This is a genomic window from Streptacidiphilus sp. EB103A (assembly GCF_041261405.1).
In the GTDB taxonomy this organism is placed as follows: domain Bacteria; phylum Actinomycetota; class Actinomycetes; order Streptomycetales; family Streptomycetaceae; genus Streptacidiphilus.
The window spans coordinates 98,534-124,245 of sequence record NZ_JBGCAQ010000022.1 but is presented as its reverse complement, the minus strand read 5'-3'; the positions used below and the strand labels follow the sequence as shown (position 1 = coordinate 124,245).

The following is a 25,712-nucleotide window of genomic DNA, read 5'->3' as shown; positions in this document are numbered from 1 at the left end:
AGCCAAGCAATCGAGATAGGCCCAGTACAGGGAGATGGCTTGCATGACAGCTTTTCTGTTTGGGATACTCAGTTCTCTGGCAGCCAGTGTGATCGCACTGGCCCTAGGCCTCCTGCGCGGCTCGCGGCCATTGTGGTGGCTGGTAACCGTGTGCTCCTGGTGCACTGGCACCGGCCTCAGGCGCGTATACCGTCGCCAATCGTCCGCCGAACAGGACATCGCACGCGACCTCAGCCGGGCCCGCTGGATCAAGGTCCTGGCGGGACGCGGAAACGTGCTCACCCGCGAGGTCTTTTCCCCTCTGTGGTCGGGGGCGTTGTCAGTGGATTCCGTCCAGGTCCTGCTGCCCGCCCCGCACCCTCAGGGTGACTCCTGGCTCGACCGGCGTTCGAACGACCTCCATCGATTCGACCCCGGCTACAGTCCGGAACTGCTCAGGGACCAGGTCCGGACGAACATGGACTACCTGGCCCATGCGACCCGCACACGAAGCAATTTCGAGCTTCGGGAATTCAATCTACCCAACATCTGCCGCGTGATTGCAACGGATCGGGTTGCCTATCTCACCTTCTACAGCAGCTCCACTCACGGCAGGAATTCTCCGTGTATGTACGTCCGGGCTCCGGGGCTCCTGTACTCCATCGCCCTGCAGCAGTTCGACCTGGCCTGGATAAATAGTTCTCCCACGTTGCCGGCGCCACAACCCTGACCAAAGACTCGATTTCCTGCGATCTGTGCGAAGCCGTAGTTCGACAAGTTGAAACTCTGGGCCTTGTCCGGATGCTTGTGCAGTAGGAAGCCCAGATCTGTCGCGGTGCGGTCGGGGGCACCGGTGGTGCTGATCGTCAGGAACACACGGTCGAGTATCGCCGGACGGGGCGGCGCGGCCCACTGGCTTTTCTGCCGACGGCCGTGCTGTCAGCTCACGCCTTCGCGGACTGCGCGGCCTACCCAACACCGCGCAACAAAGGCGGACTGAGCAACCATGCACTCCCCCGCCGATAGAGGGCGGCCGGACGCCCGGTAGGAGGCAGCCGCTGTTTCCCCGTGGGCTGCACGAACCCCGAGGCGCCAAGCACCTTTCGGAGAAAGTTGCTGGGATCCAGCCGTTGTCCCCAGATCACTGGCGTGCTGCGGCAGACGCCGAAGAGGGGTGTTGACGTGTGGGTCTGATCTGCACGTGTGAGGCCGTTCGGCGGGGTGACGTCGATGCGCCGGGTGTCGAGGATCGGCAGGACGTGGTTGATCGCGTTCCAGAACACCGGCACACCACAGCAGCCGTCCTGCTCGCCCCGGCCAACGAGCCCCACACGGAAGGAACGGCCCTCCCGCCGGCGCACCGGGACCACCGCCACGCCCCCACCTGGCAGCCGCAGCCCACAGGGTCTCGGCCGGTGAGGCAAAAGGGCGTCGTGTCAGACCTGCAGTCATCTGTCCTCGGGCGCGACGAGGCCGCCTTGATATCCGGTGTTTCCCTGTCCGTCACATTTGCTCCGTTTACTATCCACATGCACCGACCCGACCGGTTGATGTCGGCACAGGCGGATTGTTGTACATCCGTGTCGGCTCCAGGTCTGCCCGCACATCCTTGGAGTAACTCGATGAGTGTTCCCGCGCCGGTGTTCCCACAGGCCGATCCGGGAGGCCGGGCTTCTGCCTCCTCGCCGGGGCTCCTGGTGGTCGAGGACGCGGTGGGCCTCGCGGCGATGCCGAGCGCCGCGTTGCAGCTCGCGGGTTTCGACTCGGTGACTGCCGCGGCGGGGCGCCCGGCGCTGGAAGCGGTCACGTTGCAGCCCCCCCGATGCGGTGCTGCTGGACGTCATGCTGCTCGACCTAAACTGATCCGCACGGTGCACAGGCTCGGGTACCTGCCGCCCGCCTCCCCCGCCAGCCGACCCCGGACAGGCTGAACCGTGTCGACCACACGACGTGTCCGGCTCGGGTTGTGGCCGCGCGGGTCGATGTACTGGCGGCTGCTCCTTGGTTTCCTGGCCATCACCAGCATCGGGGTCATCGCCGCGGACGCCCTGGCGGTGGACGCGGTGGTCCGCCACCAGAACGCCCGAGTGGACGCGGAGCTGGAACAGGGCCGCCAATGGCTGCTGCCCATCGTCGCCACCGGCCACCGTCTGGACGCCGGGAAAACACCTCCGGACGGACTGGTGCTGGTACTGGACTCCCAGGGCCGGACACTCCAGCGCATGGCCGGTGTGCACCTTGCCACCACCCCATTGGAATTGTCCGCGGAGCAGCTGAAGGCCCACGCGGGCGGGGCGCTCACGGCCGGACCCGTGCCGCTGCGGGCCATGGTGACCCGCCTGCCCGGGGGTGGCTACCTGGTCATGGCCCAGTCGACAGCGGATGCCGCAGAGGCCACGCAGCACCTGGTGGCCGTGGAGACGGCCACAGGTCTGCCGCTGATCTTCCTCGTGGTCGCCGGAAGCTTCTGGTTCTGCCGCAGGACCCTGGCTCCGATCCGCGAGACGACCCGCACCGCGCACCGGATCACGGAGGACGACCTGTCCCACCGTGTGAACGTAGCCCGGGCCCCCCTGGAGGCGGCGCAGCTGGCCGAAGCCTTCAATACCATGCTGCAACGCCTCCAACAGGAATTCACCCGGAGAAACAAGGCTGAGGTGCAACTGCGTGACTTCGTCGGCGTCGCCGGCCACGAACTGCGCACCCCGCTGACCACCATCGCCGGATATGCCCAGATGGTCCGCCATGGCGCTCTGGAAGATCCGCTCGCCTTGGACCAGGCCATGCGTCGGGTCCAGGGCGAGACCCGTCGCATGACCTCCCTTGTCGACGAACTGCTTCTGCTGGCCCGTCTGGACCAGGGCAGACCCCTCGAGCGGACCCCGGTAGACCTCACCGACCTGTGTGCTGAGGCCGTGGCCAACGCACAGCTCTACGCGCCCGACCGACAACTGCGCTGCACCGTCCAGCCGGAGGACCACATGATCGAAGGCGACCCCCACCGGCTGCGCCAGGTCATCTGCAATCTGCTGGCCAACGTTCACGCGCACACCCCGCCAGGAACCAGTGCCCACGTGAAGCTGACGCCGGACGGCGACTTCCGTGTCATCGACGTCATCGACCAGGGTCCCGGCATCCCCGAAGACCTGCACGAACGGGTCTTCGACCGGTTCTACCGCGCCCCCGCCGCGAACCCTGCGCTCGCGGAGAGGTCGGTACACGGCAGCGGCCTGGGCCTGAGTATCGTGGCCGCCATCGTCACCGCCCACCACGGCACCATCCGCATCCAACCCACAGACCACGGAACATGGTTCCGGGTACGCCTTCCTAGGCAACAACCGTAGAAACCCACCACGTTTACTTACCTGGTCAGTCCGTAGTGCGCCTGGGAGGGCAAGTTGAGCACAGCAAGCGTTCTGGTTGTCGAGGATGAGCAGGAGATCGCTTCGATGCTCACGATGGCGCTGCGGTTCCTGGGCTTCACCGTGGTCGCCGCGGCAACCGGGAGCGAAGCGCTCGCCTCGGTTGCCGCGCATACTCCGGATGTGATCGTACTGGACGTGGTGCTTCCCGATCTCGACGGCTTCGAAGTGTGCCGGCTCCTTCGAGCCACGGGGACCCGGGCACCGGTGCTCTTCCTCACCGCGCGGGACGGCGTCGAAGACAAGGTGCACGCGCTCGACCTCGGCGGCGACGACTACGTCACCAAGCCGTTCGACCTCAACGAGGTGGCGGCGCGGATCCGTGCGCTGCTGCGACGCGGATCCGAACCACCGAGGGCAGCATCGCGGAGCCTGAAGGCAGGCTGGGTGGAGTTGAACCAGGACACCCACGAAGTGTCGTGCGGCGGGCAGCCGGTACGACTGACTGCAACTGAGTTCACCTTGTTGCGCTACCTCCTGACGCACACGGGCCGCGTGATTTCCAAGGCGGAAATCCTGGATTCCATCTGGAACTACGACTTCCAAGGCGAATCAGGAATTGTGGAGACGTACATCTACAATCTGCGCCGCAAGCTGGATGACACCTCTCAGTCCCTGATCCGCACCGTGCGCGGCGCCGGCTACCTCGTCGACAAGTCCTGATCGACCTTTGATGTACCCGTGATCCGGCGCTGAGGCCACGGGCGTCACGGTCAGCTTGCATGGGGAAGGGCAAGCCCCACCCGCCGACGAAGGAAGCGGACCCCATGATCGAGACGACCGACATCGCACCGACCGGCAGCGACCCGACGACCGCCTCGGGGCGCGAGCGGAGTGGCTTGACAACCTCCCGGGCCGGGCGGCTGGTGGCCGTAGCGACGGTTCTCGCCGGAATCGTCGCCGGCGGACTCGGAGTCGCGATCACCCACGTGGTGGACCGCGCCGACGCTGTCTCAGCGCTGGGCGGTTCCACCGGGGACGGCGCCTCAGCCGGTCTGGATCCGGGCTCCGCCAACGCCGACCGGGTGACCGCGGTCGCCGCCAAGGTGCTGCCCTCGGTCGTGACGATCTCGGTCACCGGCCAGGACGGGTCAGCGGGCGACGAGGGCACCGGGGTCGTCATCACGTCCAACGGCCTGATTCTCACCAACAACCATGTGGTCTCGGCGGCCGCCGCCAAGGCCGCGGTGATGACCGTGACCTTCAGCGGCGGGCGGATCGCCCGTGCCACGATCGTCGGGCGGGACGAGTACAGCGATCTCGCGGTCATCCGGGCCACCGGGGTCAGCGGTCTGACTCCGGCGAGCCTCGGTGACTCCTCCACGACCGCGGTCGGCCAGAACGTGATCGCGATCGGCGCCCCCCTCGGTCTCGCGAACAGCGTCACTACCGGTGTCGTCTCCGCGCTCAACCGCCCGGTAGCCCCCTCCGTCAGCGTCGCCTCCTCTACGACCACGGGAAACACCGTGCTGGACGCGATTCAGACCGACGCCGCGATCAATCCCGGCAACTCCGGCGGCCCGCTGGTCGATCTGGCCGGCAACGTGCTCGGCATCAACTCGGCCCTCGCGAGTACGGGCTCGCTGGGCGCCTCCGAGAGCGGCTCGATCGGCCTCGGCTTCGCCATACCCGTCAACCAGGCCAAGTGGGTGGCCGAAGAGCTGGTCAGGAGGGGCTCGGCGGCCCACTCGCTGCTCGGCGTCGGAGCCGTCGATCCGGGCACCTCGGCCGTCCACGCAGGCGCGGTGGCCAAAAGCGTGGCCCCGGGCAGCCCGGCCGCCAAAGCGGGGATCAAGGTCGGCGACATCGTCACCGGCCTGGGCGGCCAGCTGATCCGCACCGCTGACGGACTGGTCGCAGCAGTCCGCTTCTACCGACCGGGGTCAACAGTCGCCTTGTCCTACCTCCGCGGCGGCCAGGTGGCCTCCGTCCAGGTGACACTTGCGCCCACAACTTCCAGCTGAGCTGGTGCGGGCGTGCCTCGTGTCCTGGTAGTCGAAGACGATCCGGCGATCTCGTCGATGCTGACCCTGGCCCTGCGGTTCCTCGACTACACGGTGATCGAAGCGGCCACCGGACGGGAAGCGCTCCACGCCGCCCGGCGATCCCCCGACGTGATCCTGCTCGACGTGGGGCTGCCCGACTTCGACGGATTCGAGGTATGCCGCCGGCTCCGAGCGGCGGGTATCCGCGTGCCGGTGCTCTTTCTGACGGCGAAGAACTCCGTCGAGGACAAGGTCCATGCCCTGACCCTCGGCGGCGACGACTACGTCACCAAGCCCTTCGACCTCAACGAGGTGGCCGCACGCATCCGCGCACTGCTGAGGCGATGCGGGGAACCGAGGGCAGAATCGGCGCGCAGCCTGCGGGTCGGCTGGGTGGTGCTGGACCTCGACACCCTGGAGGTGACGCGACACGGCCGACCGGTACGGCTGTCAGCGACCGAACTCGCCCTGCTGCGCTATCTGCTGGACAACGCGGGGCGAGTGGTCCCCAGGGCGGCCATTCTGAAGTCCGTCTGGAACCACGATTCCCAGAGCGAGTCGGGTGTCGTCGAGACATGCATCTACAGCCTGCGGCGGAAGCTGGGCGACATCGACCAGTCCTTGATCCGCACGGTGCGCGGCGCTGGATACCTGGTGCGCGAGTCGCCTCCCGAGGACCTCGGGCTGTGACCGGACGCCGATCGCTGCGGGCGCTGATGAATCCCTGATCTACCCGTCATCCGGCACTGAAGCCCTCGGTCAGGCGATCGGGTTGTCTGAAAGGCGTAAAGCCAACGCACAGTACTCCCGAGGAAAGGTCGTACCCATGGCCTCCGCAACCAGTTTTTCCTCTCCCCCGTTGACCATGAAACGGTCGCTCCTGACTTTCGGCGTGGCCGCCGCGACGGCCACCGCCGTACTCGGCAGCACCGTCTTCAGCAACGGAGCACCCGCCAGCCCCCTTTCGTCCGCGAGTAAGGCCGCGGGCAGCGCGGTCTGCCAGCAGTTGGAGCAGGCAGCCACAACCGCACAGCAGAACGGAGGAGTCGTCGACGCGGCAGCCCTGCTGCCCAGCACGACCAGTGCCCAGGTGAAGGCCGCGGCGGCCGGGACGAAGATAACGCTGCCGTCGTCGGCCAACGCCGCAGGGTTCACCACCTCGTCCGGTGCGTTCTACAAGAGCGCGCAGGACCAGGCCGTAGCCGCGGCCATGAAGAACGGAAAGCTGAGCGCGGCTCAGGAGCAGGCCGCCCAGGCGGACATGCAGAGCTATGTGGCACAGGGCTCCTCGTGCATCAGCGGACTGCACGTCACCGGGGCCACCCTCAGCTACCTGGAATCGGCCCTCATCGGGATCGCGGCCGAGGCCGTCGTCGCCAGTCTGGCCGGGACCCTGATCTGTGCGCTCACCGGTCCTGCCGGCTGCGTGTGGGGTGTTCGGTTCGCAGGCTTCCTGGGCGGATTCGTCGACTCACTCGCGTTCCAGTACGCCTACGAAGGCAAGATCGACAAAACCTCGGTCACCTCCGCCTTCGTCGACGCGTTCGCCCAACTGGCCGTCTTCAGCGGACTCACTGCGGCTGAGGAGCGCTACGTCGAGCGAGGTGTACGGGCGACTTTCCAGAACTTCGGAAACGCGATCAGAGGCTTCGTGGCCCGCTACACCGGTATGGGCACGATCATGGGGGACGTCAGCCAGGAACTGACCGCCATCGCCGGACAGAGCATCTTCGCCGGCGCCGCATCCACCGGCCACGCCACGTTCGAGTCGGCTCTCGCCCCTACCTCCGGCCAGGCGATCGCGGGACCTGTCTGGATCACGACCGAGTCGAACGGGGGTTCCTCCAGCGTCACCTCGGATGACCTGGCCGAAGGCGGCAACGCCCAGTGGGTGATGCAGGAGCTGGCGCCCAACAGCAGGGGTGACGTCGGGTACCGGCTCGCCCAAGGCAACAACTGCCTGACCAACCAGGGCAATCGCAAGGTGCCGACGATGGTCGCGTGTGCGTCCAGCGGATCCACCCTCTCCAAGCAGACCTGGTACATGGAGGGTCAGCGGCTGATCTCCAGCACCGGTGACTGCCTGAGCTCGTACATCGGTGAGATCGCCTACGCCTGCAGCAGTGACATCAACACCGGCAACAACAACTACTACAGCACCAATCTGATCGTGGTCACCCCGGTCGGGGGCAACTGGACACCTGGGGAGGACGTGGCCTACTGGCACAACAACTGGAAGGCCAACGACGAGTGGCGCTGGTAACAGCAGCCACCCGCGGCGGGCCGGCCCCTGGCAGGGCCGGCCCGCCGCGGTACCTCTCAATGCCTGCCTCGGCAGTTCGGCGGGAAGAGGGTCGTCCGGTCGTCGGCTCGGGGCCCGGACTTCTGGCACGACGCGGTGTGGATCACCGACTCGACGCCGGTGCCGTTTGGCATGAGTCCGCCCAAGCGGTGCTTCTCGCCGACGCTGTATCCGCCGGCGCCCTGCATCAGCGCGCAGCGGTTCGGCCCCGACGTCAAAGCCGCCTGGGCTCGCCCACGCCGCTACGCGACCGTGCGCGACAACGTGCAGGTCAAAGAGGTCGACAGCGACTCCGGCGACCGGTTCATCCTGTGCTTCAACCCCGAGCAGGCCAAGCGCGGCAAAGCCGTCCGCGACCAGATGCCCACCCAGCTCGAATCAGCGATCGAGCACAGCGACAAGCCCGCCGGCGAACAACGCCAGCTCGCCCAGCGTCCCGGCTTCCTCCTGCTGGGCGGCTCCGCGGGCCTCTTGTATCCAGGGCGCCCGCACCCCAACATCGTCACCCGGTGTTACACGTCACCGAGTTCGGGCGACTGACATCCCGTCAGGTCCGATGACCTGTTTTGCAAAGACTCCGGTCCGCTTGCTCAGTCTCCATTCACGCTTCCTTCACTCACCATCCCTAGGATCGCCGACATGACAAACCATACCAAGAACGGCATATCAGAAATTCCGGAAGAGCTGGATAACCACGCCATCTCCCGTCTCCTGGTCTCCCGCCGCCGACTGCTCGGCGTGAGCGGCGTGGGCCTGGCGGCGGTGGGTCTGGGCATCGCGGGCTGCGGCAAGAGCACCGGCACTACCGCCGCCGCGTCTGCGTCGGCCTCCGTCTCTCCAGCTACCGCAGCCCTGTTGACGGTCGAAGAGATGGAGGGCCCGTACTATCTGGACTACGAACTGTTCCGGCAGAACATCACCGAGGGCAAGCAGGGCATCCCGCTCTCCCTCCAGCTCGACGTCATCGACGCGCTGACGGGCAAGGCCCTGTCCGGCGCGGCCGTGGAGGTGTGGCAGTGCGACTCCATGGGCGTCTACTCCGGATACACCAAGAACGGCTCCAGCTACGGCAACCTGCCCTCAGGGATGCCCAGCACCATGCCCAGCGTGATGCCGAGCGGCGGCTTCGGAAGCCTGGGAGGGCATCAGAAGGCCACCGACAAGCTGACCTATCTGCGCGGCTCCCAGATGTCGGACAGCACGGGGAGAGTCCGCTTCCAGACGATCTTCCCGGGCTGGTATTCCGGCCGCGCGCTCCACATCCACACCAAGGTGCACGTCAGCGGCAGGCACACCGCCACCGGCTACACCGGCGGGCATGTCTGCCACACGGGTCAGCTGTTCTTCGCCGAGACGACGGCCGACAAGGTGCAGGGGCTCCCGCAGTACGTCAAGAACAAGGCCACCCGTACCCTCCTTGACCAGGACCACATCTACCAGGCGGCGGGCAGCGGGACCCGGGCGGGTCTACTGGACCTGCGCCAGGTGGACGACAACGACGTCAGCAAGGGCATCGTGGCCAGCCTGTCCCTCGGCGTGGACCAGTCCAGGACCCACACCGGCGAGTGACTCCGATGTGGTCCCTGAAAGCGCACCAGATAATGTCACGCGTCACGGACCAGCGGGCGTCAGTCTCGTAGGGCAGGCCAGCCGCGACCTGCCGGGCGGGAGACCGACACCGATCGGGCCCTGCACCCGGCGCCGCCCAGCGAACGGGTCCGTGGGCGCCCAGGCGGGCCAACCGCTCCGAGGCGGCGCGCTGACACCGCTCACCCACGGACACGAACGAGTCGTGGCGCGCCCCGGCCATCACACACAGCACGGCGGCCAGCAGCGTGGACAGCTGGTTTCGATGGCCCCGGCGACGGCGCAGATCGGAACCGTCGCCAACTGGGCCAGCAGGCAAGCCTTTCACCAGTCAAGGAGAGCACGGAGGCGGTACTCGCGTCCCATCGGGGCAGCGGCGCAGAGACGGAGACAAGCATGGGAGAAGAGCGGATGCGGCCGGCCACGATGCATCCGTCCTGGTCTCCGGAAGACCGTGCCGGCGTGCCGCATGCTTACTTTTCCGGGCCGCGTCAAGGTGGGTCCAGTGAATTCTGTCCGGCAGCTCGTTTTCCGGAAGGGAACCGACTCGGCGGTGGCCCTCATGTATTCTTGATGCTTTCTTCAGTGGGCGTTGAAGCATCCGGAGGCGCTCGGCGGCAGCATTTCATAGCAGCGGCTGCGCGTCCGTGCGGCCCGGACACGCACGTGGAGATAGCCGTGAAGAAGAAAGCACATTTTCGCCGCCTGGTCGTCGGTGCCCTTTTCGTCGCTTCGATCGCGACAACGACAAGCGTTGTGGCCACCGGCTCGGCCGAAGCGAGCAGTTGCCCGGCGGTCGGATGCGAATGGGTTCTCTCCGGTGACGCCGCAGCCCCGAAAGACAGGCTTTACATCGACAACTACGGTGACAGCATCGGTGGCCAGATCACCTGGACGTGGCAGGGGCTGATCACGGGGCAGTACAAGGTCGAGGCCACCGATTACCGCAAGTCGACCCACGAGGGCGTGCCGTCCGAATACGTGGGCGGCGAGATTTACCAGGTCGTCCGGGGGCGCGAGCTGGCCCAGTCACAGGCCAACGCATACACCGGAATCTTCCAGACCCTCGCGTACGCGCATGAGATCGAGCGTGTCAACATCCTGGGCAACGGCTACGTCAACCTGGCCGAGTACCGCGAGACCGACGGTCATGTGATCCCGGAACAGTTGGTCATGCAGGTCATCGGTGCCAACGGCCTGACATACCACCAGCAGGTCGACCGCTATGTGCGCGACAGCATCCTGCAGAGTGCGATCAACGACTTCGTCACTGCGACCAACAACCTGAACCTGCAGCGCACCCAGATGCAGAACGCGCTGATGAACGCAGGACTGGGCTGGGTCCCGGGAGTCATCGCCGCGATCCTGGCGAGCTACAACCACAACTGGGACTCGGGTACGGTCGCGGCCATCGTCGGGGTATTCGCCACCTTCACACTGAGGAACTTCTTCACGGCACGCAGCCAGTGGGCCACGATGATGAACGCCTACAACACCCAGATCACCGCCTACCGCCGAGTCGCCGCGGCGGCAGGTCTCGCCAACCCTGCGATCCCGATCCACACCTTCGGCAACGCGCAGTTCACCCGGGCCACCTATCACTCCGCCTACTCGATTCCGGAAGTCTGACTCAGCCTGATCGCCCGGAGGCTTCGGACGAGCATAGGCGGTGAACCTCCGGGGATGCCGCTGACCGTGCCGATGACCACCAGCAGCCAGATGGGGCTGGAGAAGTCGAGCAGCAGGGCGGCGCAGCCGACGAGTTGGACGAGGCTGCCGTACACGAGCTTGCCGCGGGCCTCCGGGCGGCGTCCGGTGAGTGCCGTGACCAGGATCGCCGCCGCCGACACGGGCAGCAGGACGAGTCCCGCCACGAGAGGGTCAGAGAGCGGCCCTCCTCCAGCCACTGCATGAAGCCCCGTACACGAACGCGTAGGGGGTGGTGTAGGCCAGGACCTGCCGACCGTAGGTGGTCCACCGCATCGTCTACTGCCTCGCTGTTGCGGGGCTGGTGCTACGGGAGAGCCGCAAGGCGGAGATGAGGAAGAAGACGCCGCCGCCAGAACAGCAGAAGGCCTCCATGGGGGCGTGACCCGACCAGGACAAGAGCATCAGGAACGCAATGATTGACCCTGGTTGGCTCGCTGGTGGTTTCGGCGGGTGCTCCGTGGACCGTCCAGGCGACGGGAGCCGGGAGTCTGTCTCCCGGTCCCCGTCGCTCCGTCCGGATCACTGGATCGTCCAGGTCTGGTTCGGCTGGTTGAGCGCCATCCACTGGTCGATGCTGGCGCCCGCGGTGGTCGAGCCTCCGCCGACCTCCAGAACCTGCCCGCTCTCGAAGTTGCGGATGACCCATCCGCCGCTGACCGGTTCGAAGTACCAGAGCTGGTTGTTGCCGCCGTTCCAGGTCCACTGCTCCAGCGTCGTGCCCCTGGAGTGGGACCCGTTGCCGATGTCCATGGCCTTGCCGCTGTTCCGGTTGACGATCTTGTAGAGGTTGCCGCTGACCTGCACGATGTTCCACTGCTGGTTGGTGCCGCTGTCGCTCGGCCACTGAACGACGCTCGCGCCGTCTGTGGTTTTGGCCCCGTACACATCGGCCAGCATTCCGCTGCCCACGTTGGCGATCGTGTAGTACGTCGACGGGTTGACGTTCGGGGTGGCGGTCGAGCCCACCAGGGCGCCGTCCGCCTGCTGGACGTTGAAGTCCTCGATGAAGAAGTAGGCGCTGTCGGTCTTGGCGACGCGCACGTAGCGGAACTGCTGGCGTACGTCGATGTTGCCGGTGAGTGTCGATCCGTACGGCAGGGTCGCGGAGCCCTGGCGTCCCACCACGGTGTAGGTGGCGAAGGTCGGGTCGTTCGAGGCCCGGATCTCGAAGTTGCTGCGCGTCTCGGGCTGGTCGAGCTCCTGGCGGGTGGTCAGCGAGAACTGGCCCAGCTCATATGCCTGGCCCAGGTCGACCTGCCACCATGCCGAGGTGTCGGCGCCGGTGGGCGACCAGCCGGTCGTGGTGTTGTTGTCGTTGGCCTTGTCCGGGGTGAAGCCCGCGGCGTAGCTGGAGGAGGCGGAAGCCGGCTTGTTCCAGGCGAGGTCGGTCTTCGCCAGGAGCCCCTGGTACGCGGGCTCCAGGCCGGAGGCCTCCATGATGGAGGTTCCGGTGGTGGCGTTGCCGGACAGGGTGACGTTGGAGCCGTTGTGGTTCTGGACGATGAAGCTGTCGGTGTGCGACAGGACGTTGTTCGAGGCGGTCATGTTGTTCGACCCCTCGTCCAGGTAGATCCCGGCCTGCGCCGAGGTGCATGCCGCGGAGCTGCGCACCACGTCGTGGATGTAGTTGTTGTTGATCACGGTGCCGGGGTCGTTCGACAGGTGGTAGATGGCGGCGCTGTCGCACAGCCGGTTCATCACGTTGCCGATCCGGTTGTAGCTGATCGAGTTGTTGCCCTCCGCGTTGGCCGCGGACTGCCAGCCCCAGCCGAGCGTGATGCCCGCCCACGGGGAGTCGGAGATGTCGTTGTGGTTGATCGTGGTGCTGTTCACGAAGCCGGCGTTGATGCCGGCCGTGCCCAGGTAGTCCTCACCCGTGTGGGAGATGAGGTTGTCGGTGACGGTGACGTTCTTGACGACCTCGCGGGCGTCCTCACCGGCCGGTGACGTCGGCGGATTGTAGACGGTGTGGTACTCCACGGTGGGGTCGGAGAACTTGCCCAGCATGATGCCGTTGCCGGCGATGTCGCGGACGATGTTGCCGGTCGCGGTGCTGTTGTGCACGCCGTGGTCCAGGTCGAGCGCGGTGGCGCCCATCTGGGTGAAGGTGTTGCCGGTGAAGGAGATGCTGTCGGTGTCGGAGACGTGGACTCCGGCCGGGGGACGGGCGACGTACTGGTGGTTGCTGGTGTCTGCGGAGAGGTTGTAGTTGCCGCCTTGGCCGTTCAGCTCACCGTTGTTGCTGGCCTCCATCCAGGTGGTCTGGGCGAAGGTGATCCCGGAGAACCGCAGGTTGTGGGCCGGGCTGTCGAGGCTGGTGCCGTTGATGTCGAAGAGCGTCTGGAGTGCCGGGGCCTGGGCGGCCGCCGTCGACATGTCCTCCCCAGCGCGGGGCTTGTAGTAGACCGTCTGCGCGGCTGTGTCGACGTAGAACTCGCCCGGCTCGTTGAGGAACTCGTGGGCGTTCTCGAAGTGGAAGGGCGAGCCGTTGGACAGCAGCGGGTAGGGGCGCGGGAACAGGATTCCCGCCTCGTGGTCCTGGATCGAGACGGTGGCCATGCCGTTGCTGGTGGTGAACGACTTCAGGCGCAGGTAGTTCTCCGTCCACTGCAGTTCCAGATCCATCTCGACCTGACTGAAGTTGCCCCAGTTCGAGATCTGCGAGCTGAGCACGTTGAGCGTCTGGTTGGTCTTGTCGCTGCCCTGGAGCTGGAAGTCGGAGCCGATGTCGGGGTAGCGGGCGAGGGTCGCGCGGACGCCGTTGACGTACAGCTGCCGGAAGTTGAGGGCGCCGACGGGCGCCTTGTACTCACCGTTGCCGACCGCGGACCAGCCGCTGATGGTCCTGGCGCCAGTCAACACCGGCGTCTCGCCGTTGTACGCCTGGTAGACCACCGTGTGACCGTTCGTGCCCGAGTCGCCGGTCCCGAAGGTGACCGGGCTGGTGAGCGGGTAGCTGCCTCCCCTCAGGTTCACGACGATGTCGTCGGACATGTTCGTGGCGATGGTGCGGACAGCGGTCTGGGCGGCCTGGATGGTCCTGAAGGCTGCCGTCGTGCTGGTACCGGAGTTGCTGTCGCTGCCGTTGACGGGGTCGACGTAGAAGTTCGCCGCAGCGGCGTAGGCGGGCTGGGCCGGCAGCGCCGTCGTGGCCGCGGCGCCGGCGCCGAGGACGAGCACGGCGGCTGCCGCCGATCTCATCAGCCCGTAAAACCGGGCTGGCACACTGGATCTGGAGGACACGTTCTACCTTCCTGACACAAGTGGGTGGACTTGCTGTTTCTCATTCGGGCCCATGGCACCGGGCCCCGGTCCCGCCCGGTCCGGTGGCACCCGGCCGGGCGGAGTCCTGTCGTGTCTTCTCGCGGCCACTCCCCCTGCGGCCGCCTTCAACGGCCCAGCCAGCCCCCGTCGACCGGGATGAGCGCGCCGTGGACGTAGTCGGAGGCCGGCGAGGCGAGGAACACCGCGGCACCGGCGAAGTCCTCGGGCACAGCCCAGCGGCCGGCCGGGATGCGGTCCAGGATGGCGGCGCTTCGGGCCGGCTCCTCGCGCAGGGCCGCGGTGTTGTCGGTGGCGACGTAGCCGGGCACGATGGCGTTGACGTTGACCCCGCGTCCGGCCCATTCGTTGGCCAGCGCGCGGGTCAGGCCGGCGATGCCGGACTTCGCGGCGGCGTATCCGGGCACGGTGATCCCGCCCTGGAAGCTGAGCAGCGACGCAATGAAAATGATCTTCCCGCTGCCGTGTTCCAGCATCCGGCGGCCGACCTCGCGGGTGAGCACGAACTGGCTGCTCAGGTCGACGGCCAGGACGTGGTCCCAGTCGGCGTCGCAGTGATGGGCGGCCGGGGCGCGGGCGATCGTGCCGGCGTTGTTGACCAGGATGTCCACCGGGCGGTCCAGACGGCCGAGTTCGGCGGCCAGCGCGGTGACGGCGTCGCGGTCGGCGAAATCGGTCTTGAGGGCGCGGCAGTCGCGGCCTAGCTTGGTGACCCGTGCCTCGACCTCGCTGCCGGTCGGCTCCAGATTCGCGCTGACCGCGATGATGTCGGCGCCCGCCGCGGCCAAGGCTTCGGCGATGCCCAGGCCGATGCCACGGCGGCCGCCGGTGACCACGGCCAACTTGCCGGTCAGGTCGAAAGCCTGCGGATAGGTGGAGCTCATCGGGTGCTCGCCTCCTCGGCGCTGCGGCAGTCGATCAGGACCTTCATGACGCCGCCGCCCGATTCGAGTGCGGCGAATGCCTCGGCTGCCCGCTCCAGAGGGCTGATGCGCGAGATCAGTGCCCCGGCGGGGATGTCCCCGTCGGCGATCAGGCGCACGGCGGTCTCGAAGTCGTCGTGGTCGTAGAGCCGGGCGCCGATCAGGGTGAGCTCGCGCCAGAAGAAGCGGTGCAGGTTGATCTCGCGCGGTGCGGGGTGGATGGCGACCAGGACCAGGCGTCCGCGTACGGCCAGCGCGTCCACGGCGGTGGCCACCCCGGCGGCGGCCCCGGACACCTCGAAGGCCACCGACGCACCGGCCCCACCGGTCCACGCCTCGACCTCCGCGGTGACGTCCTGGCCGCGCGGGTCGAGGGTGGCCAGGCCGAGCTTCTCGGCGACCTGCCGCCGGAAGGGGTCGAGTTCGACCAGGCGCACCTCGGCCCCCGCGTGCCGGGCGACCAGCGCGATGAGCACCCCGACCGGGCCGCCGCCGACCACGACGACCTTCTCGCCCGGCTGTACGGCGCCACGCCGCACGTCGTGGACGGCAACGGCGGTCGGTTCGACCAGAGCCGCGTGATCCAGAGGGACGTGGCGCGGGAGCCGGACGAGGGTGTCGGCCGGAACGGTCCAACTGCTCTGCATGGAGCCGGTGGAGTCGATGCCGATGAAGTCGAGGCGGTGGCAGATGTGCAGGTGGCCGGCCCGGCAGGCCGGACAGTCCCCGCACCGGGCCAGGGGCATGACAGTCACCGGTTCACCGGTCTCCCAGCCTTCAACGCCCGGGGCGATTTCCGCGATCCGGCCCGACATCTCGTGTCCGATGACGCCGGGCGGGTTGACCCTGCCGTCCATCGCGCCGTGGAAGATGTGCAGGTCGGTGCCGCAGATCCCGGTGTAGGCCACGTCGATGCGGACCTGTCCGACCGCCGGAGGGACCGGAGCGGACGCCTGGACCCGCAGGGATCCAGCGCCGGCGTAGGTGACCTGACACGTCGTTGCTCGCGTGGTCATGACTGCCTCGTCTCGTTCAGGTGCCAGATCTCGGACAGCCCCGACCACTGCCGCTCGGAGTCGGACCAGGGCTCCTGGCAGGGGTCGGTCAGCTTCCACCAGTCCTGGGTTTGCGGATCGGCGTCCAGTCGGGCCATGTCCGCCTCGAAATCCTCGCCGTGGTACTCGAAGTAGCCGAACAGCGTGTCCGCGCGCAGGAAGATGCTGTAGTTGCGGATGTTGGAGGCCAGCAGGGCGGTCTCGACGGCGGGCCAGACGGCAGAGTGCAGCCTGAGGTATTCCTCCCGCTTCTCGGGCCGTAGGCGGATGGCCTGGGCCAGGCGTTTCATGCGATGTCCTTTCCGGCGGGGTCGGGGGCCAGCTGGTACACGCGGGCGGCGTTGCCGCGCAGCACCGCGTCCACTGCTTGCGTCGGCTGTCCGGTCAGGGCGTCGAGCACCAGATCGAGCCAGGCCCGGTAGCCGGTGGCCTGGGTCATCACCGGCCAGTCGCTACCGAACAGACAGCGGTCCGGGCCGAAGATCTCCAGCGCTTCCTGTAGGTAGCGGCGCAGCAGCTGCGTGGGGGCGTGCCCCGGGGCGGCCTCGGTGGCAAGGCCGGAGAGTTTGCAGACCAGGTTGGGGCGACGGGCGAGGCGCTGCAGTGCCCGCCGCCACGCTGCATCCCCGGCGCCGGCCACTGCCGGCTTGCCCAGGTGGTCCAGGACGATGGCGGTCTGCGGGCAGGCCGCGGCCAGCTCGTCGAGTGCGACGAGTTGGCCGGCCCGGACGCAGGCGTCGAAGGGCAGCCCGGCGTCGCCCAGGAGGCGCACTGCGGTGCGGAACTCCTGGTCGGCGGTGAAGCCGACCGGTTCGTCCTGGATGTTGCGGCGCACCCCGACGACGAAGGGGTCCTCGCCGTGACGCCTGATCAGGTCCGTTGCCGTGGAGCCGGTCTCCAGTGGTACGTGGGCGACGGCGCCGCGGATCCACGGGCGGGTGCGAGCCGCGTCGCGGATCCAGTCGATCTCCGCAGCCGCCTGCTGCGGGACCCGCCCGGCCTCGACGACAATGACCTCGGCGGAAGAAGGGAGCTGGGTCTCCAGGTCCTGCGGGGTGAAGGAGCGGTTGAGCACCGTGCCGGGCAGCCATGGGTAGTCGAGCCGCTTGGGATCCCACAAGTGGACGTGGGAATCGAGCACCGGTGGTTCCGGGGCGGGGAGGTCAGCGGTCATGCGTGGCCTGCCAGTTGGTGGTTCTTGAACCGTCCGTTCGTCCAGCCCTGGTCGCGTACCGGGGCGGGTCGGCGCGCGTCGGTGGGGTTGGCGCTGCCGACGGCAGTGGTGGCCCGACCGCCAGTGGTGACGGTGAACCGCAGAGGCGGTCGGGCGATGTCGCTGCCCCGGGTGCCCGCCGGGCAGCTGTCGCGGTCGATGCCGTGCAGGGCCTGGCCCAGGACGGTCTCCGCGGTAGTCGCCCCGTGGTAGCGGGAAGCGTCCAGGACGTTGAGGCCCGGGTCCAGCGCCGCGTGCACGGCGTCGATGCCGACCTGGGCGCAGGCCCGGTACGCCGAGCCCGGCACGAAGGCGCCGAAGCCCGGTTCGCAGGCCCGGAGCCCGGTGCGGCCCAGCGGTTGGTACCTCATTCGGTGCCCCCGGCGCACGCCGGGTCGAAGGGGGTGCGGTAGGAGGGGGTGCGGGTGCGCAGGTCCAGGTTCAGTTCCAGGCGGATGCGGGTGGAGGGCGGCAGTTCGACAGTGAGCCAGGGCCCGTCGACGCTCGCGGCCGCCTGGGTCACGGCGGGCTGCCCGTGGCCGTAGTCGTACATGTCGCCGACCCAGGAGGAGTCCTGGCAGGCGGTGTAGCGCACGCTGCGGATGGTGTGCTCGGCGCAGGCCCCGGCCTGCACGATCACGGTCCGTGCGGTCTGCGGGTCCAGGTTGACCAGCTCGACAGCGGTCGCTTCCGGCTCGATGCAGGTGACCAGCGCGGCCACCTGCGGGGGCAGGCCCGCACGGCCGGCGCGGGCGTCGTAGTAGCGCACCCGGGCCTGCTGTAGCCCACCGTTGTAGAGGACCTGTGGGGCGCCCCAGGTGAGTTGGACCAGGGCCTCGGTGACCACGGGGTTGGACTGCTGCCAGACGTGGATGTCGGCCTCGGGTACGTCCAGGTCGCGGTACCGGTCCATCCGCGCCAGCCGGTGGCGTATCTGGGCCTGGGCGGCGGCCAGGATGCGCTCGGGGTAGTCGGGGTTGTCCCCGGCCAGGAACGCCAGCCAGGGCTCCTCGTGCCCGGCTTCCTCCTTTGTGCGGAAGGCGCGCACGGTGCGCCAGTCGTAGCCGCTGGCGTCGCGCAGCCGCTCCAGGCGCGCGCGGTCCGCGTCCTGCATGCTGTGGTGCCACAGTGCGGTGGGCACGGCGGCGAGCAGCGGGTTGTAGTCGTGCCAGCCGCGGTCGCTGTGGCGCATCGGCACATGCAGGGTGGGGGTGTCGACGTCCTCGGCGAGCATCGCGGTCCAGCGGGAGCGCTGGCTGGTGTCCGACTCGGCGCTGGTCATGGTCTTGCCGTTGGCGATGACGGTGTCCAGGGCGGGGCGGACCAGGTCCAGGAAGCTCTCGTCGCCGGTCGCGGCTGCGGCGGCCAGCGCCGCGACGAGCGCTGCGGGGCCGATGGTGTGCCAGCCGTGGGGCCAGGACCAGCCGTAGTGCGCCCCGTACCAGCGGCCGTCCAGCTGGCTGCCGACCTGCCCGTCGGCGCCGACGTTGTCCGGGATGACCCCGCCGTTGTCGGTCGCGCGCTCGCGCCAGGCGCCGACGTACTCGGTGATCCATTCGCGGTAGCGCTCCTCGCCGGACAGGATCCAGGCGTTGAGGACCAGGCCGGCCGCGGCGAGGTTGACGGCGGTGTCTCCGGTGCCGATGCGCCGGCGCATCTCCTCGCCGAGCCGCGGGTCGTGCGCCAGGTCCGGGGCGGGTGTGCCCGGCGGCAGGAGCCAGTCCAGCGGGTATCCGTACGCCTCGGCCTCCTTGGGCAGCCAGGGGTAGGCGTCGCCGTCGAACAGCCCTTCGCGCTGCGGGTCGCTGCCGTTGTGCGGGCGACGGATGATGCGGTGCTCGGGGTCGTAGTTGCCGTGTACGGGGTCGGTGTACAGGTCTGCGAAGCGCAGGGCCCGCTGCGACCAGCGCTCGGGGGCCGCCATCGACAGGAAGTAGAGCAGCAGCAGGCTCTCGCCCTGATGGAACCAGTCGTAGCCGCGCTCGTACTCGCCCTGCAGCATGCCCAGTTCGGTCAGCTGCCGGGTGACGCCCTCCCAGTGGTGCTCGGCCGCATCCAGGAGGTCGTCGGCTCCGCCGAGCAGGTAGAGCTGGGGCCAGTTGAAGAAGACCTCGTAGAAGTCGTCGACGCCGTCGCGGGTGGTCAGCTCGCAGCGGTAGTTGAGTCGGCCGTCCTCGCCGGTGTAGTCGTGGGCGAATCGGCGCCAGGAGTGGTCGAGAAGGTCGAACAACTGCCGTTGCGCGATGGCCCAGCCCGGCGATTCCAGCAGCGGGACCGAGGCTGTGACACCCGGTGGCGACGGTGCGGTCCGGGCTGCGGCAGCGCGGTCGGCCGGGGCTCGGCCGGAGGGGCTCGGGGGCATGCGGGGGTCTCCTTGGTGCAGAGGGCATCGGCACGGCGACGCGCCGTAGGGGCTGCGCGCGGATCGGACGTGCGGTTGTTCGGTTCTCTGTGTCTGTGGTCAGTCCTTGGTGGCCCCGGCGAGCATCCCGGCGATCAGGAAGCGCTGGGAGAACACGAAGACGGCCAAGACCGGGATGATCGCCAGCAGGGTGGCGAGCGCCAGTTCGGGGCGCTGGACGGCCACTGCGCCGACGGTCGGGTTGAATGAGGGGACGCTGTCGAGCAGGGTGCCCAGGCCCACCTGCACCGGCATCTGGTTCGTCTCGGGGAGCATCACGTAGGGCAGGAAGTAGTTGGTCCAGTTGGCCACGAAGCTGAAGAAGCCGACCAGGGCCACGACCGGGGTCGCGAGCGGCAGGGCGATGTGGCGGAAGACCCCGAACTCGCTGCAGCCGTCGATCCGGGCTGCGGCCAGCAGGTCCTTGGGCAGGGTGGTGCTGAAGTAGATGTAGGTGAGGTAGACGCCGAACGGGTAGAACGAGTACGGCAGGATGATCGACCACATCGAGCCGATCAGGTGGACGGCGTTGACCTCCAGGAAGAGCGGCACCACCAGGGTGGCGTTGGGCATCAGCATCACCACGAGCGTGGCGACCAACAGGGTGTGCCGCCCGCGGAACTCGGTCATCGCCAGGGCGTATCCGGCCGGTACCGCGACGCACAGGGTGATGACCAGGGCGATGCCCGAGTAGAGGGCGGAGTTGCGCAGCCACAGCATGATCGCGTCGTTCTGGAAGCCTGTCAGCGCGTCCCAGTTGGCGCGCAGCGCGTGCCAGGAGCCGAAGGCGAGCGGGTTGCCGTGCACGAGCTGGTCGTCCGTCTTGGTCGCGGCCAGGATCAGCCAGATCACCGGCAGCACGAAGAAGACCACGAACAGGGTGAGCAGGGCACCGGTGAGCAGTCTGGGCACCGGGCGACGGGGGGCGTTGCGCAGGCGCCTGAGGGACCGGGGGGGCGTGCCCGGCCCGGCGGTGGTGGCCGGTTCACCGAACACGGTGGCGGACCGGGTGACGGGCTGCGGCCTGATGTCATTCGGCATCGAAGAATCCCGACCGTGCGACGAAGAGGGCGGCGACCAGCAGTCCGACGATCAGCAGTTCGACGGACACTGCGGCGGCCCCGTTGACGTTGTTCATCTGGAAAGCGAGGTCGTAGGACAGCTGGTTCAGTGAGTAGTCCCGGCCGGCCACCCCGACGCTGGCCTGGGAGAGCAGTTGCGGTTCGACGAACAGCTGGGCTCCTCCGGCGAAAGCGAGGATCACCATGTAGACGATCCACTTGCGCAGCAGGGGGATCTGGATGTGTCGGGCCGTCTGCCACGGTCCCGCGCCGTCGATTCGGGCGGCCTCCAGTACGTCCGGGGAGATGTTGTTCAGTGCCCCGTACATCACCACGATCCAGCCCCCCGCGCCGGTCCAGAACGCAATGAGGGTGAACAGGACCGGCAGATGACCCGGTGCGATGACGTTGCCGAAGGTGGGGAAACCCAGTGCCCGCAGCAGGGAACTGACGGGGCTGACCGTGGGGTCGAGCATGAACAGCCACACCATCACGCTCGCCGCGCCCGCCAGCGCGCCGGGGATGTAGAAGACGAAGCGCAGGGCCCGGCTCATGCCGTGCGAGGCGAGCCGGTGCAGCATCAGGGCCAGCGCGACCACCAGCACGACCAGGGAGACGAGCCAGAACACCAGGTAGAGCGCCACATGCCCAACGGCAGGCAGGAACCGGAAGTCCGCGGCCGCGGCGGTGAAGTTCCCCAGTCCGGTGAAGGCACCGTCGGCGTTGGTGAAGGCGAAGTAGATCGCGTAGACAGTGGGCACGATCCCGAAGGCGGCCAGCAGGACCACGTACCCGGCGATGAAGGCGTAGCCGACCGGGCCCCGCCGGGGCGCACGCGAGGTGCGCGACCCGGCGGTGGCGGAGGGAGCGTCGATCGATGTCACTGGGAGACCTTGTAGCCGTCGGACTGGGCGTAGTTGGTGATGGCGGTCTGCCAGGCCGGCAGCATCGAGACGATGGACTTGCCGGATGTCAGGCCCGGCTTGACGGTCGCCGCCCAGATCGCCTCCTGGCTGAACTGGCCCGCACCCCAGCCGGACCACACCTGCGTGGCCGCCGCCTGCAGTGGGCCGGAGATGTCATCGGCGTAGTAGCCGCTGGCTTTCTGAGCGGCCAGCCAGGTGGCGGCAGCGGTCGACGAGGCCGGATAGCCGGGCGCGACCTTGCCCTGGTAGTCGTCCGAGGTGGTGACCCAGGTCATGAACGCGGCTGCCGCCTTGAGATGCGCGGAGTGCGCGGACATCAGCCAGGTTCCGCCGCCCACGTTGCCGGTCGCGGGCTGGCTGTCGCCGCTCCACTGCGGTATCGGGGCCGCGGCGATCTCCTTGGCCGGGGTCTTGAAGGTGCCCTGGAACAGCGCTCCGCCATACCAGGCCGGGCCGGGCATCATCAGGACCTTGTCGGCCTTGTTCTTGTCGAAGTCGGTGCTGAACACCCCGCTGACCGACATCGAGCCCTTCTTGACCAGGTCGTCCATCAGGGCGGCCATCTTGGTGCAGTTCGCGCTACCGGTGTTCACGGTGACGGCCCTGGGACCGGTGATCTGGTTCGCGCCGCACTTGCCGGCCCACAGGTAGATCTCGGGGGTGTAGGAGTCCCCTGCATCGCCGACCAGGTAGCCGGGGTGCTGGGCGGCGACCTTCTCGCCGAGCGCCTGGTACTGCTCCCAGGTGGTGGGGACCTGGTACCCCCACGTGTCCATCAGCGGCTTGTTGTACCAGAGCACCGCCTGGGACAGGTCGTTGCGCAGGCAGTAGAGCGTGCCGTTCACCGTGCACGGGTTGTTCGCGCCGGCGGCGAAGCCGGCGAGGGCGGACGTGGGTACCAGGCCCTGGTTCAGCGGCGCGGTGAACCCGGCCTGAACGGCCCAAGTGGCCTCGTTGTTCTGCGAGCTGAAGACCACGTCGGGCCAGCCGCTGCCGGTGCGGTTGAACAGCTGGACCTTGGTCTGCAGGTAGTTCGACCCGTTGGCGTCCCCGTCATAGGTGACGATGTTCATCTTCGCCGTGGGGTTTTCCTTCTGGTACAGCTGCGCGGCGGCCAGTCGGGTCGAGTCCACCCACACCGTCAGAGCGCCGTCGGTCTGCGCGGCCTGCTTGAAGCCGCTCTTGGCGCTCGTCGCGCCACCGGTGGTGGTGGCGCTCGCGCAGGCCGAGGCGAGCGCCAGGGTCAGCACGGCACACGAGGCCAGCAGGGCGCTGCGACCCCGGCTGGGGCGGGGACTGCCAGCGGGAGTGGCGCCGGTCGTTCCAGTCATGGACTGCTCCAACTTCTTGCGGCACCCACCGATGAGTGGGCAACAGGGAAGGTCATGCTGCTGATGTGTCGTATCCATTTGGGGCCGCATCCGCGCGGCAAGTCATCCGCCTACCCGGCGTGATGGTCACCTTGCCCAGGTCAAGTCGGAGGAGGCGATCCAGTGGTGGTGAGCACCTCGGCGGCAATTAACCTCCCATCAGCAGCGGCGGTCAAGAGAATGAGCACGCCTATTTTGGGGATCCATGGCCACGATGGCCGGGCTGCTGGGGTTTTTATACTGAAATGACCACCTCTCTGCGTCGGATGCGCCGAGCATGCCAAAAATGTGTCCTACTCATCCCTCTCCGGAAGGGGGTAGGCTCGGGCCAATGTCCAGGTGACAACCGATGTTCAGTCAGGCGCATGGAGGAAGAGCGATGGAGAGCGCATCCGCGCTGACAGGGGACAGAGAATCGGAGCCGAGCGCGGCCGGGGGGCCGAAGGAGTCCGCGAGCACGTCGGCGGTCGGCGCCTATCGGCCCGGTTACGAACGTGTCGCCGGGCAGGTGCTGCAACTCATCGCCGAGTCGCAACTCCAGCCAGGCGACCGGATGCCCACCGAGAACGCCCTGGCCGAACGGCTCGGCACGAGTCGGACCGTGGTTCGCGAAGCCGTCAAGATCCTGTCCGCGCTGGGACGGGTCCGCGCCCACAAGGGCCGCGGTCTGTATGTGGCCGACGACGAAGGAATGCTCGGTCTCAGCCGCTGGGGCGGATTCTTCCTGCCCACCGACCTCGACCACATCTACATGCTCTTCGAATTCCGTCGACTCCAGGAGATGGAGGCCAGCCGGCTGGCCGCCGGACGAGCCACCCCTGCGGAACTGCGCGCCATCGAGGAGGCCGCAGAGACATGCAACCAGGGACATCTCACCGACCAGGCCCCCCTGTTCGACCAGGGCGACGACGACTTCCACATCAGCGTGGCCACGGCCTCGCACAACGGCTTCCTGGTCGCCGCCGTGCGCGAGGCCCGCCGTCTGCAGCGCCAGTCCAGCACCATCGGACTCCGCGGCGTGATCGGCGACCACGCCGCCGGGGCCATCACCGAGCACGCCGCGATCTTCCGGGCCATCCGAGACGGAAATCCGGAGGCCGCGGCCCAGGCTGCCGCGACACACCTCGACAACACCCTTGAGCAGTACCAGCGCGACATCAAGCGTCGTCTCTTCGGCTGAACCGGACGGCATTCATGGGCCGGAGTCGCCTTGGCCAGAAGCTTCCGGGCTTGCCGTTGCTGCAGTCAGCCGAGCGGGACCGCATCGCCAAGCAGGCGGCCGGCCTGGCCCGGACCCGGGAGCGTCTCGACGCTGGAGGCCGACCGATCTCGAGGCCGCCGATGCCCACCCGCTCCGCGCGGCAGCCGCCGCCCTGCGCTCGATGGCCGTCCCGCGCCCGGCCCGATGTCGAAGGGCGAGGTCAGTGCCTGCTCATGCTCGATTCGCGCACGACCAGTTCCGGTGGCACCACCACCTGGCGGTGGGTGTGCTCGCCGGGACCGGAGCCGGCCTCCTCCAGGATGAGCCGGGCGGCCAGTGCGCCCATGGCGGCGGCGGGTTGGCGGACCGAGGTGAGCGGCACCGCCGCCGCGGCGGCGAAGGAGATGTCGTCGTAGCCGACGATCGCGAGGTCCTGCGGCACGCGGAGGCCGGCGGCGTACGCGGCCTGCAGGACGCCCAGCGCGAGCAGGTCGTTCGCGCAGAAGACCGCGGTGGGACGGCGGGACAGGCCCAGCAGCCTGGCCCCCGCATCCCGGCCGCAGGCCACGTCCATACGCTCGGTCGGCAGGCAGACCAGGTTCTCCGGCGGCAGGCCGGCCTCGGCCAGCGCGGCCAGGGCTCCGGCGTGCCGGTCGCTGACCTGGGAGAGCCGAGGTTCGCTGAAGACGTAGGCGATCTCGCGGTGCCCGGTGGCGATCAGGTGCCGCACCGCCAGGGTTCCGCCGAGCAGGTAGTCCCCGGTCACGGAGCATTCGCGGCCGTCGTCGCCCTGCGGATCCACCAGTACGAAGGGAACCCGGCGGCGGCGCAGGGCCTCGAGGTTGCGTCCGGAGCTGTCGGACGGAGTGAGCAGCACCGCCCGCACCCGCTGCTCGGCGAACATGGCCAGGTACTGCGCCTCCACCTCGTCGTCGCACCGGCTGTTGCACACCATCACTCCGAACCCGGCCCCGAAGCCCTCCTGTTCGGCGCCGTACGCGACGTCCACGAAGTAGGGGTTGGTCATGTCCAGAACGAGTACCGCCATCATCCGGCTGCTGCCCGCGCTCAGGTGTCGGGCCGACTCACTGCGAACGTAGCCGAGTTGGTCGATGACGGCCTGTACATGCACGCGGGTCTTGGATGCGACCAGATCCGGGCGGTTGATGACATTGGAGACAGTAGCCTTCGACACCCCGGCCTGTTCCGCCACGTCGTTGATACTCACCGCGTCCATGGGTCCGTCCTATCACGCATTTTCGGAGTCTTCCGTCGGTATGTCGTCCGGTCCTGCG

The 25,712-nt window shown here is 68.1% G+C and carries 22 protein-coding genes and 1 pseudogene; 10 read left to right on the top strand and 13 right to left on the bottom strand.

All coding sequences use genetic code 11. The features are described from left to right. Positions 1 to 43: 43 nt before the first annotated feature. Positions 44 to 709 (top strand): hypothetical protein, encoded by a 666-nt coding sequence (locus ABH941_RS32080; protein ID WP_370133087.1) that lies wholly within the window; start codon positions 44 to 46, stop codon positions 707 to 709. 20 nt (positions 710 to 729) lie between these two features. On the opposite strand, the pseudogene ABH941_RS32075 reads toward ABH941_RS32080, so the two are convergent. Beyond that, positions 730 to 855: pseudogene (locus ABH941_RS32075) on the bottom strand (hypothetical protein); the annotation flags it as partial. Between the two features lie 1,058 nt (positions 856 to 1,913). On the opposite strand from ABH941_RS32075, the gene ABH941_RS32070 reads away from it, so the two are divergent. The 8 genes from ABH941_RS32070 (at position 1,914) to ABH941_RS32035 (ending at position 10,904) form a co-directional block, all read left to right on the top strand. After that, complete coding sequence (locus ABH941_RS32070; protein ID WP_370133086.1) at positions 1,914 to 3,323, top strand: sensor histidine kinase; 1,410 nt, start codon at positions 1,914 to 1,916, stop codon at positions 3,321 to 3,323. 54 nt (positions 3,324 to 3,377) lie between these two features. Then, entirely contained in the window at positions 3,378 to 4,064 is a 687-nt protein-coding gene (locus tag ABH941_RS32065; RefSeq protein ID WP_370133085.1) for a response regulator transcription factor, read from the top strand. A 104-nt stretch (positions 4,065 to 4,168) separates the two neighbouring features. Continuing rightward, positions 4,169 to 5,365 (top strand): S1C family serine protease, encoded by a 1,197-nt coding sequence (locus ABH941_RS32060; protein WP_370133084.1) that lies wholly within the window; start codon positions 4,169 to 4,171, stop codon positions 5,363 to 5,365. Between the two features lie 12 nt (positions 5,366 to 5,377). Continuing rightward, positions 5,378 to 6,076, top strand: coding sequence for a response regulator transcription factor (locus ABH941_RS32055; RefSeq protein ID WP_370133083.1), 699 nt, complete (start codon positions 5,378 to 5,380; stop codon positions 6,074 to 6,076). 175 nt (positions 6,077 to 6,251) lie between these two features. Beyond that, positions 6,252 to 7,649, top strand: coding sequence for a hypothetical protein (locus ABH941_RS32050; RefSeq protein WP_370133082.1), 1,398 nt, complete (start codon positions 6,252 to 6,254; stop codon positions 7,647 to 7,649). A gap of 135 nt (positions 7,650 to 7,784) precedes the next feature. Next, entirely contained in the window at positions 7,785 to 8,228 is a 444-nt protein-coding gene (locus ABH941_RS32045) for a hypothetical protein (RefSeq protein ID WP_370133081.1), read from the top strand. A gap of 99 nt (positions 8,229 to 8,327) precedes the next feature. Continuing rightward, positions 8,328 to 9,257 (top strand): intradiol ring-cleavage dioxygenase, encoded by a 930-nt coding sequence (locus tag ABH941_RS32040; RefSeq protein ID WP_370133080.1) that lies wholly within the window; start codon positions 8,328 to 8,330, stop codon positions 9,255 to 9,257. A 696-nt stretch (positions 9,258 to 9,953) separates the two neighbouring features. Next, entirely contained in the window at positions 9,954 to 10,904 is a 951-nt protein-coding gene (locus tag ABH941_RS32035) for a hypothetical protein (RefSeq protein WP_370133079.1), read from the top strand. Here ABH941_RS32035 and ABH941_RS32030 read toward each other — a convergent pair. The 11 genes from ABH941_RS32030 to ABH941_RS31980 all read right to left on the bottom strand — a co-directional run bounded on the left by ABH941_RS32030 (position 10,883) and on the right by ABH941_RS31980 (position 23,177). Next, positions 10,883 to 11,149: a hypothetical protein gene (locus ABH941_RS32030; protein ID WP_370133078.1), complete on the bottom strand. Its 267-nt coding sequence runs from the start codon at positions 11,147 to 11,149 to the stop codon at positions 10,883 to 10,885. The genes ABH941_RS32035 and ABH941_RS32030 overlap by 22 nt on opposite strands. 355 nt (positions 11,150 to 11,504) lie before the next feature. Next, the gene (locus tag ABH941_RS32025) at positions 11,505 to 14,186 is read right to left on the bottom strand and encodes an RICIN domain-containing protein (protein ID WP_370133077.1); all 2,682 of its coding nucleotides are present in this window, start codon (positions 14,184 to 14,186) and stop codon (positions 11,505 to 11,507) included. A 188-nt stretch (positions 14,187 to 14,374) separates the two neighbouring features. After that, positions 14,375 to 15,151 (bottom strand): SDR family oxidoreductase, encoded by a 777-nt coding sequence (locus ABH941_RS32020; RefSeq protein ID WP_370133076.1) that lies wholly within the window; start codon positions 15,149 to 15,151, stop codon positions 14,375 to 14,377. After that, positions 15,148 to 16,206 (bottom strand): zinc-binding dehydrogenase, encoded by a 1,059-nt coding sequence (locus tag ABH941_RS32015; RefSeq protein WP_370133075.1) that lies wholly within the window; start codon positions 16,204 to 16,206, stop codon positions 15,148 to 15,150. Before ABH941_RS32015 ends, ABH941_RS32020 begins: the two co-directional genes overlap by 4 nt. Beyond that, the gene (locus ABH941_RS32010) at positions 16,203 to 16,535 is read right to left on the bottom strand and encodes an L-rhamnose mutarotase (RefSeq protein WP_370133074.1); all 333 of its coding nucleotides are present in this window, start codon (positions 16,533 to 16,535) and stop codon (positions 16,203 to 16,205) included. Before ABH941_RS32010 ends, ABH941_RS32015 begins: the two co-directional genes overlap by 4 nt. Further along, positions 16,532 to 17,419 (bottom strand): amidohydrolase, encoded by an 888-nt coding sequence (locus ABH941_RS32005; RefSeq protein ID WP_370133073.1) that lies wholly within the window; start codon positions 17,417 to 17,419, stop codon positions 16,532 to 16,534. The genes ABH941_RS32010 and ABH941_RS32005 overlap by 4 nt, the downstream gene beginning before the upstream one ends. Further along, positions 17,416 to 17,829, bottom strand: a complete 414-nt coding sequence (locus tag ABH941_RS32000) for a hypothetical protein (protein ID WP_370133072.1) — start codon at positions 17,827 to 17,829, stop codon at positions 17,416 to 17,418. The genes ABH941_RS32005 and ABH941_RS32000 overlap by 4 nt, the downstream gene beginning before the upstream one ends. Continuing rightward, complete coding sequence (locus ABH941_RS31995) at positions 17,826 to 19,820, bottom strand: hypothetical protein (protein ID WP_370133071.1); 1,995 nt, start codon at positions 19,818 to 19,820, stop codon at positions 17,826 to 17,828. Before ABH941_RS31995 ends, ABH941_RS32000 begins: the two co-directional genes overlap by 4 nt. A 99-nt stretch (positions 19,821 to 19,919) precedes the next feature. Next, positions 19,920 to 20,900 carry a carbohydrate ABC transporter permease gene (locus tag ABH941_RS31990; protein ID WP_370133070.1) on the bottom strand — a complete coding sequence of 327 codons (981 nt, stop codon included), beginning with the start codon at positions 20,898 to 20,900 and terminating at the stop codon, positions 19,920 to 19,922. Next, entirely contained in the window at positions 20,890 to 21,804 is a 915-nt protein-coding gene (locus tag ABH941_RS31985; RefSeq protein ID WP_370133069.1) for a carbohydrate ABC transporter permease, read from the bottom strand. Before ABH941_RS31985 ends, ABH941_RS31990 begins: the two co-directional genes overlap by 11 nt. After that, the gene (locus ABH941_RS31980; protein ID WP_370133068.1) at positions 21,801 to 23,177 is read right to left on the bottom strand and encodes an ABC transporter substrate-binding protein; all 1,377 of its coding nucleotides are present in this window, start codon (positions 23,175 to 23,177) and stop codon (positions 21,801 to 21,803) included. The genes ABH941_RS31985 and ABH941_RS31980 overlap by 4 nt, the downstream gene beginning before the upstream one ends. A gap of 418 nt (positions 23,178 to 23,595) precedes the next feature. On the opposite strand from ABH941_RS31980, the gene ABH941_RS31975 reads away from it, so the two are divergent. Beyond that, positions 23,596 to 24,396, top strand: coding sequence for a FadR/GntR family transcriptional regulator (locus ABH941_RS31975; RefSeq protein ID WP_370133067.1), 801 nt, complete (start codon positions 23,596 to 23,598; stop codon positions 24,394 to 24,396). A gap of 241 nt (positions 24,397 to 24,637) precedes the next feature. Here ABH941_RS31975 and ABH941_RS31970 read toward each other — a convergent pair whose 3' ends face one another. Further along, positions 24,638 to 25,654: a LacI family DNA-binding transcriptional regulator gene (locus ABH941_RS31970; protein WP_370133066.1), complete on the bottom strand. Its 1,017-nt coding sequence runs from the start codon at positions 25,652 to 25,654 to the stop codon at positions 24,638 to 24,640. Positions 25,655 to 25,712 lie beyond the last annotated feature (58 nt).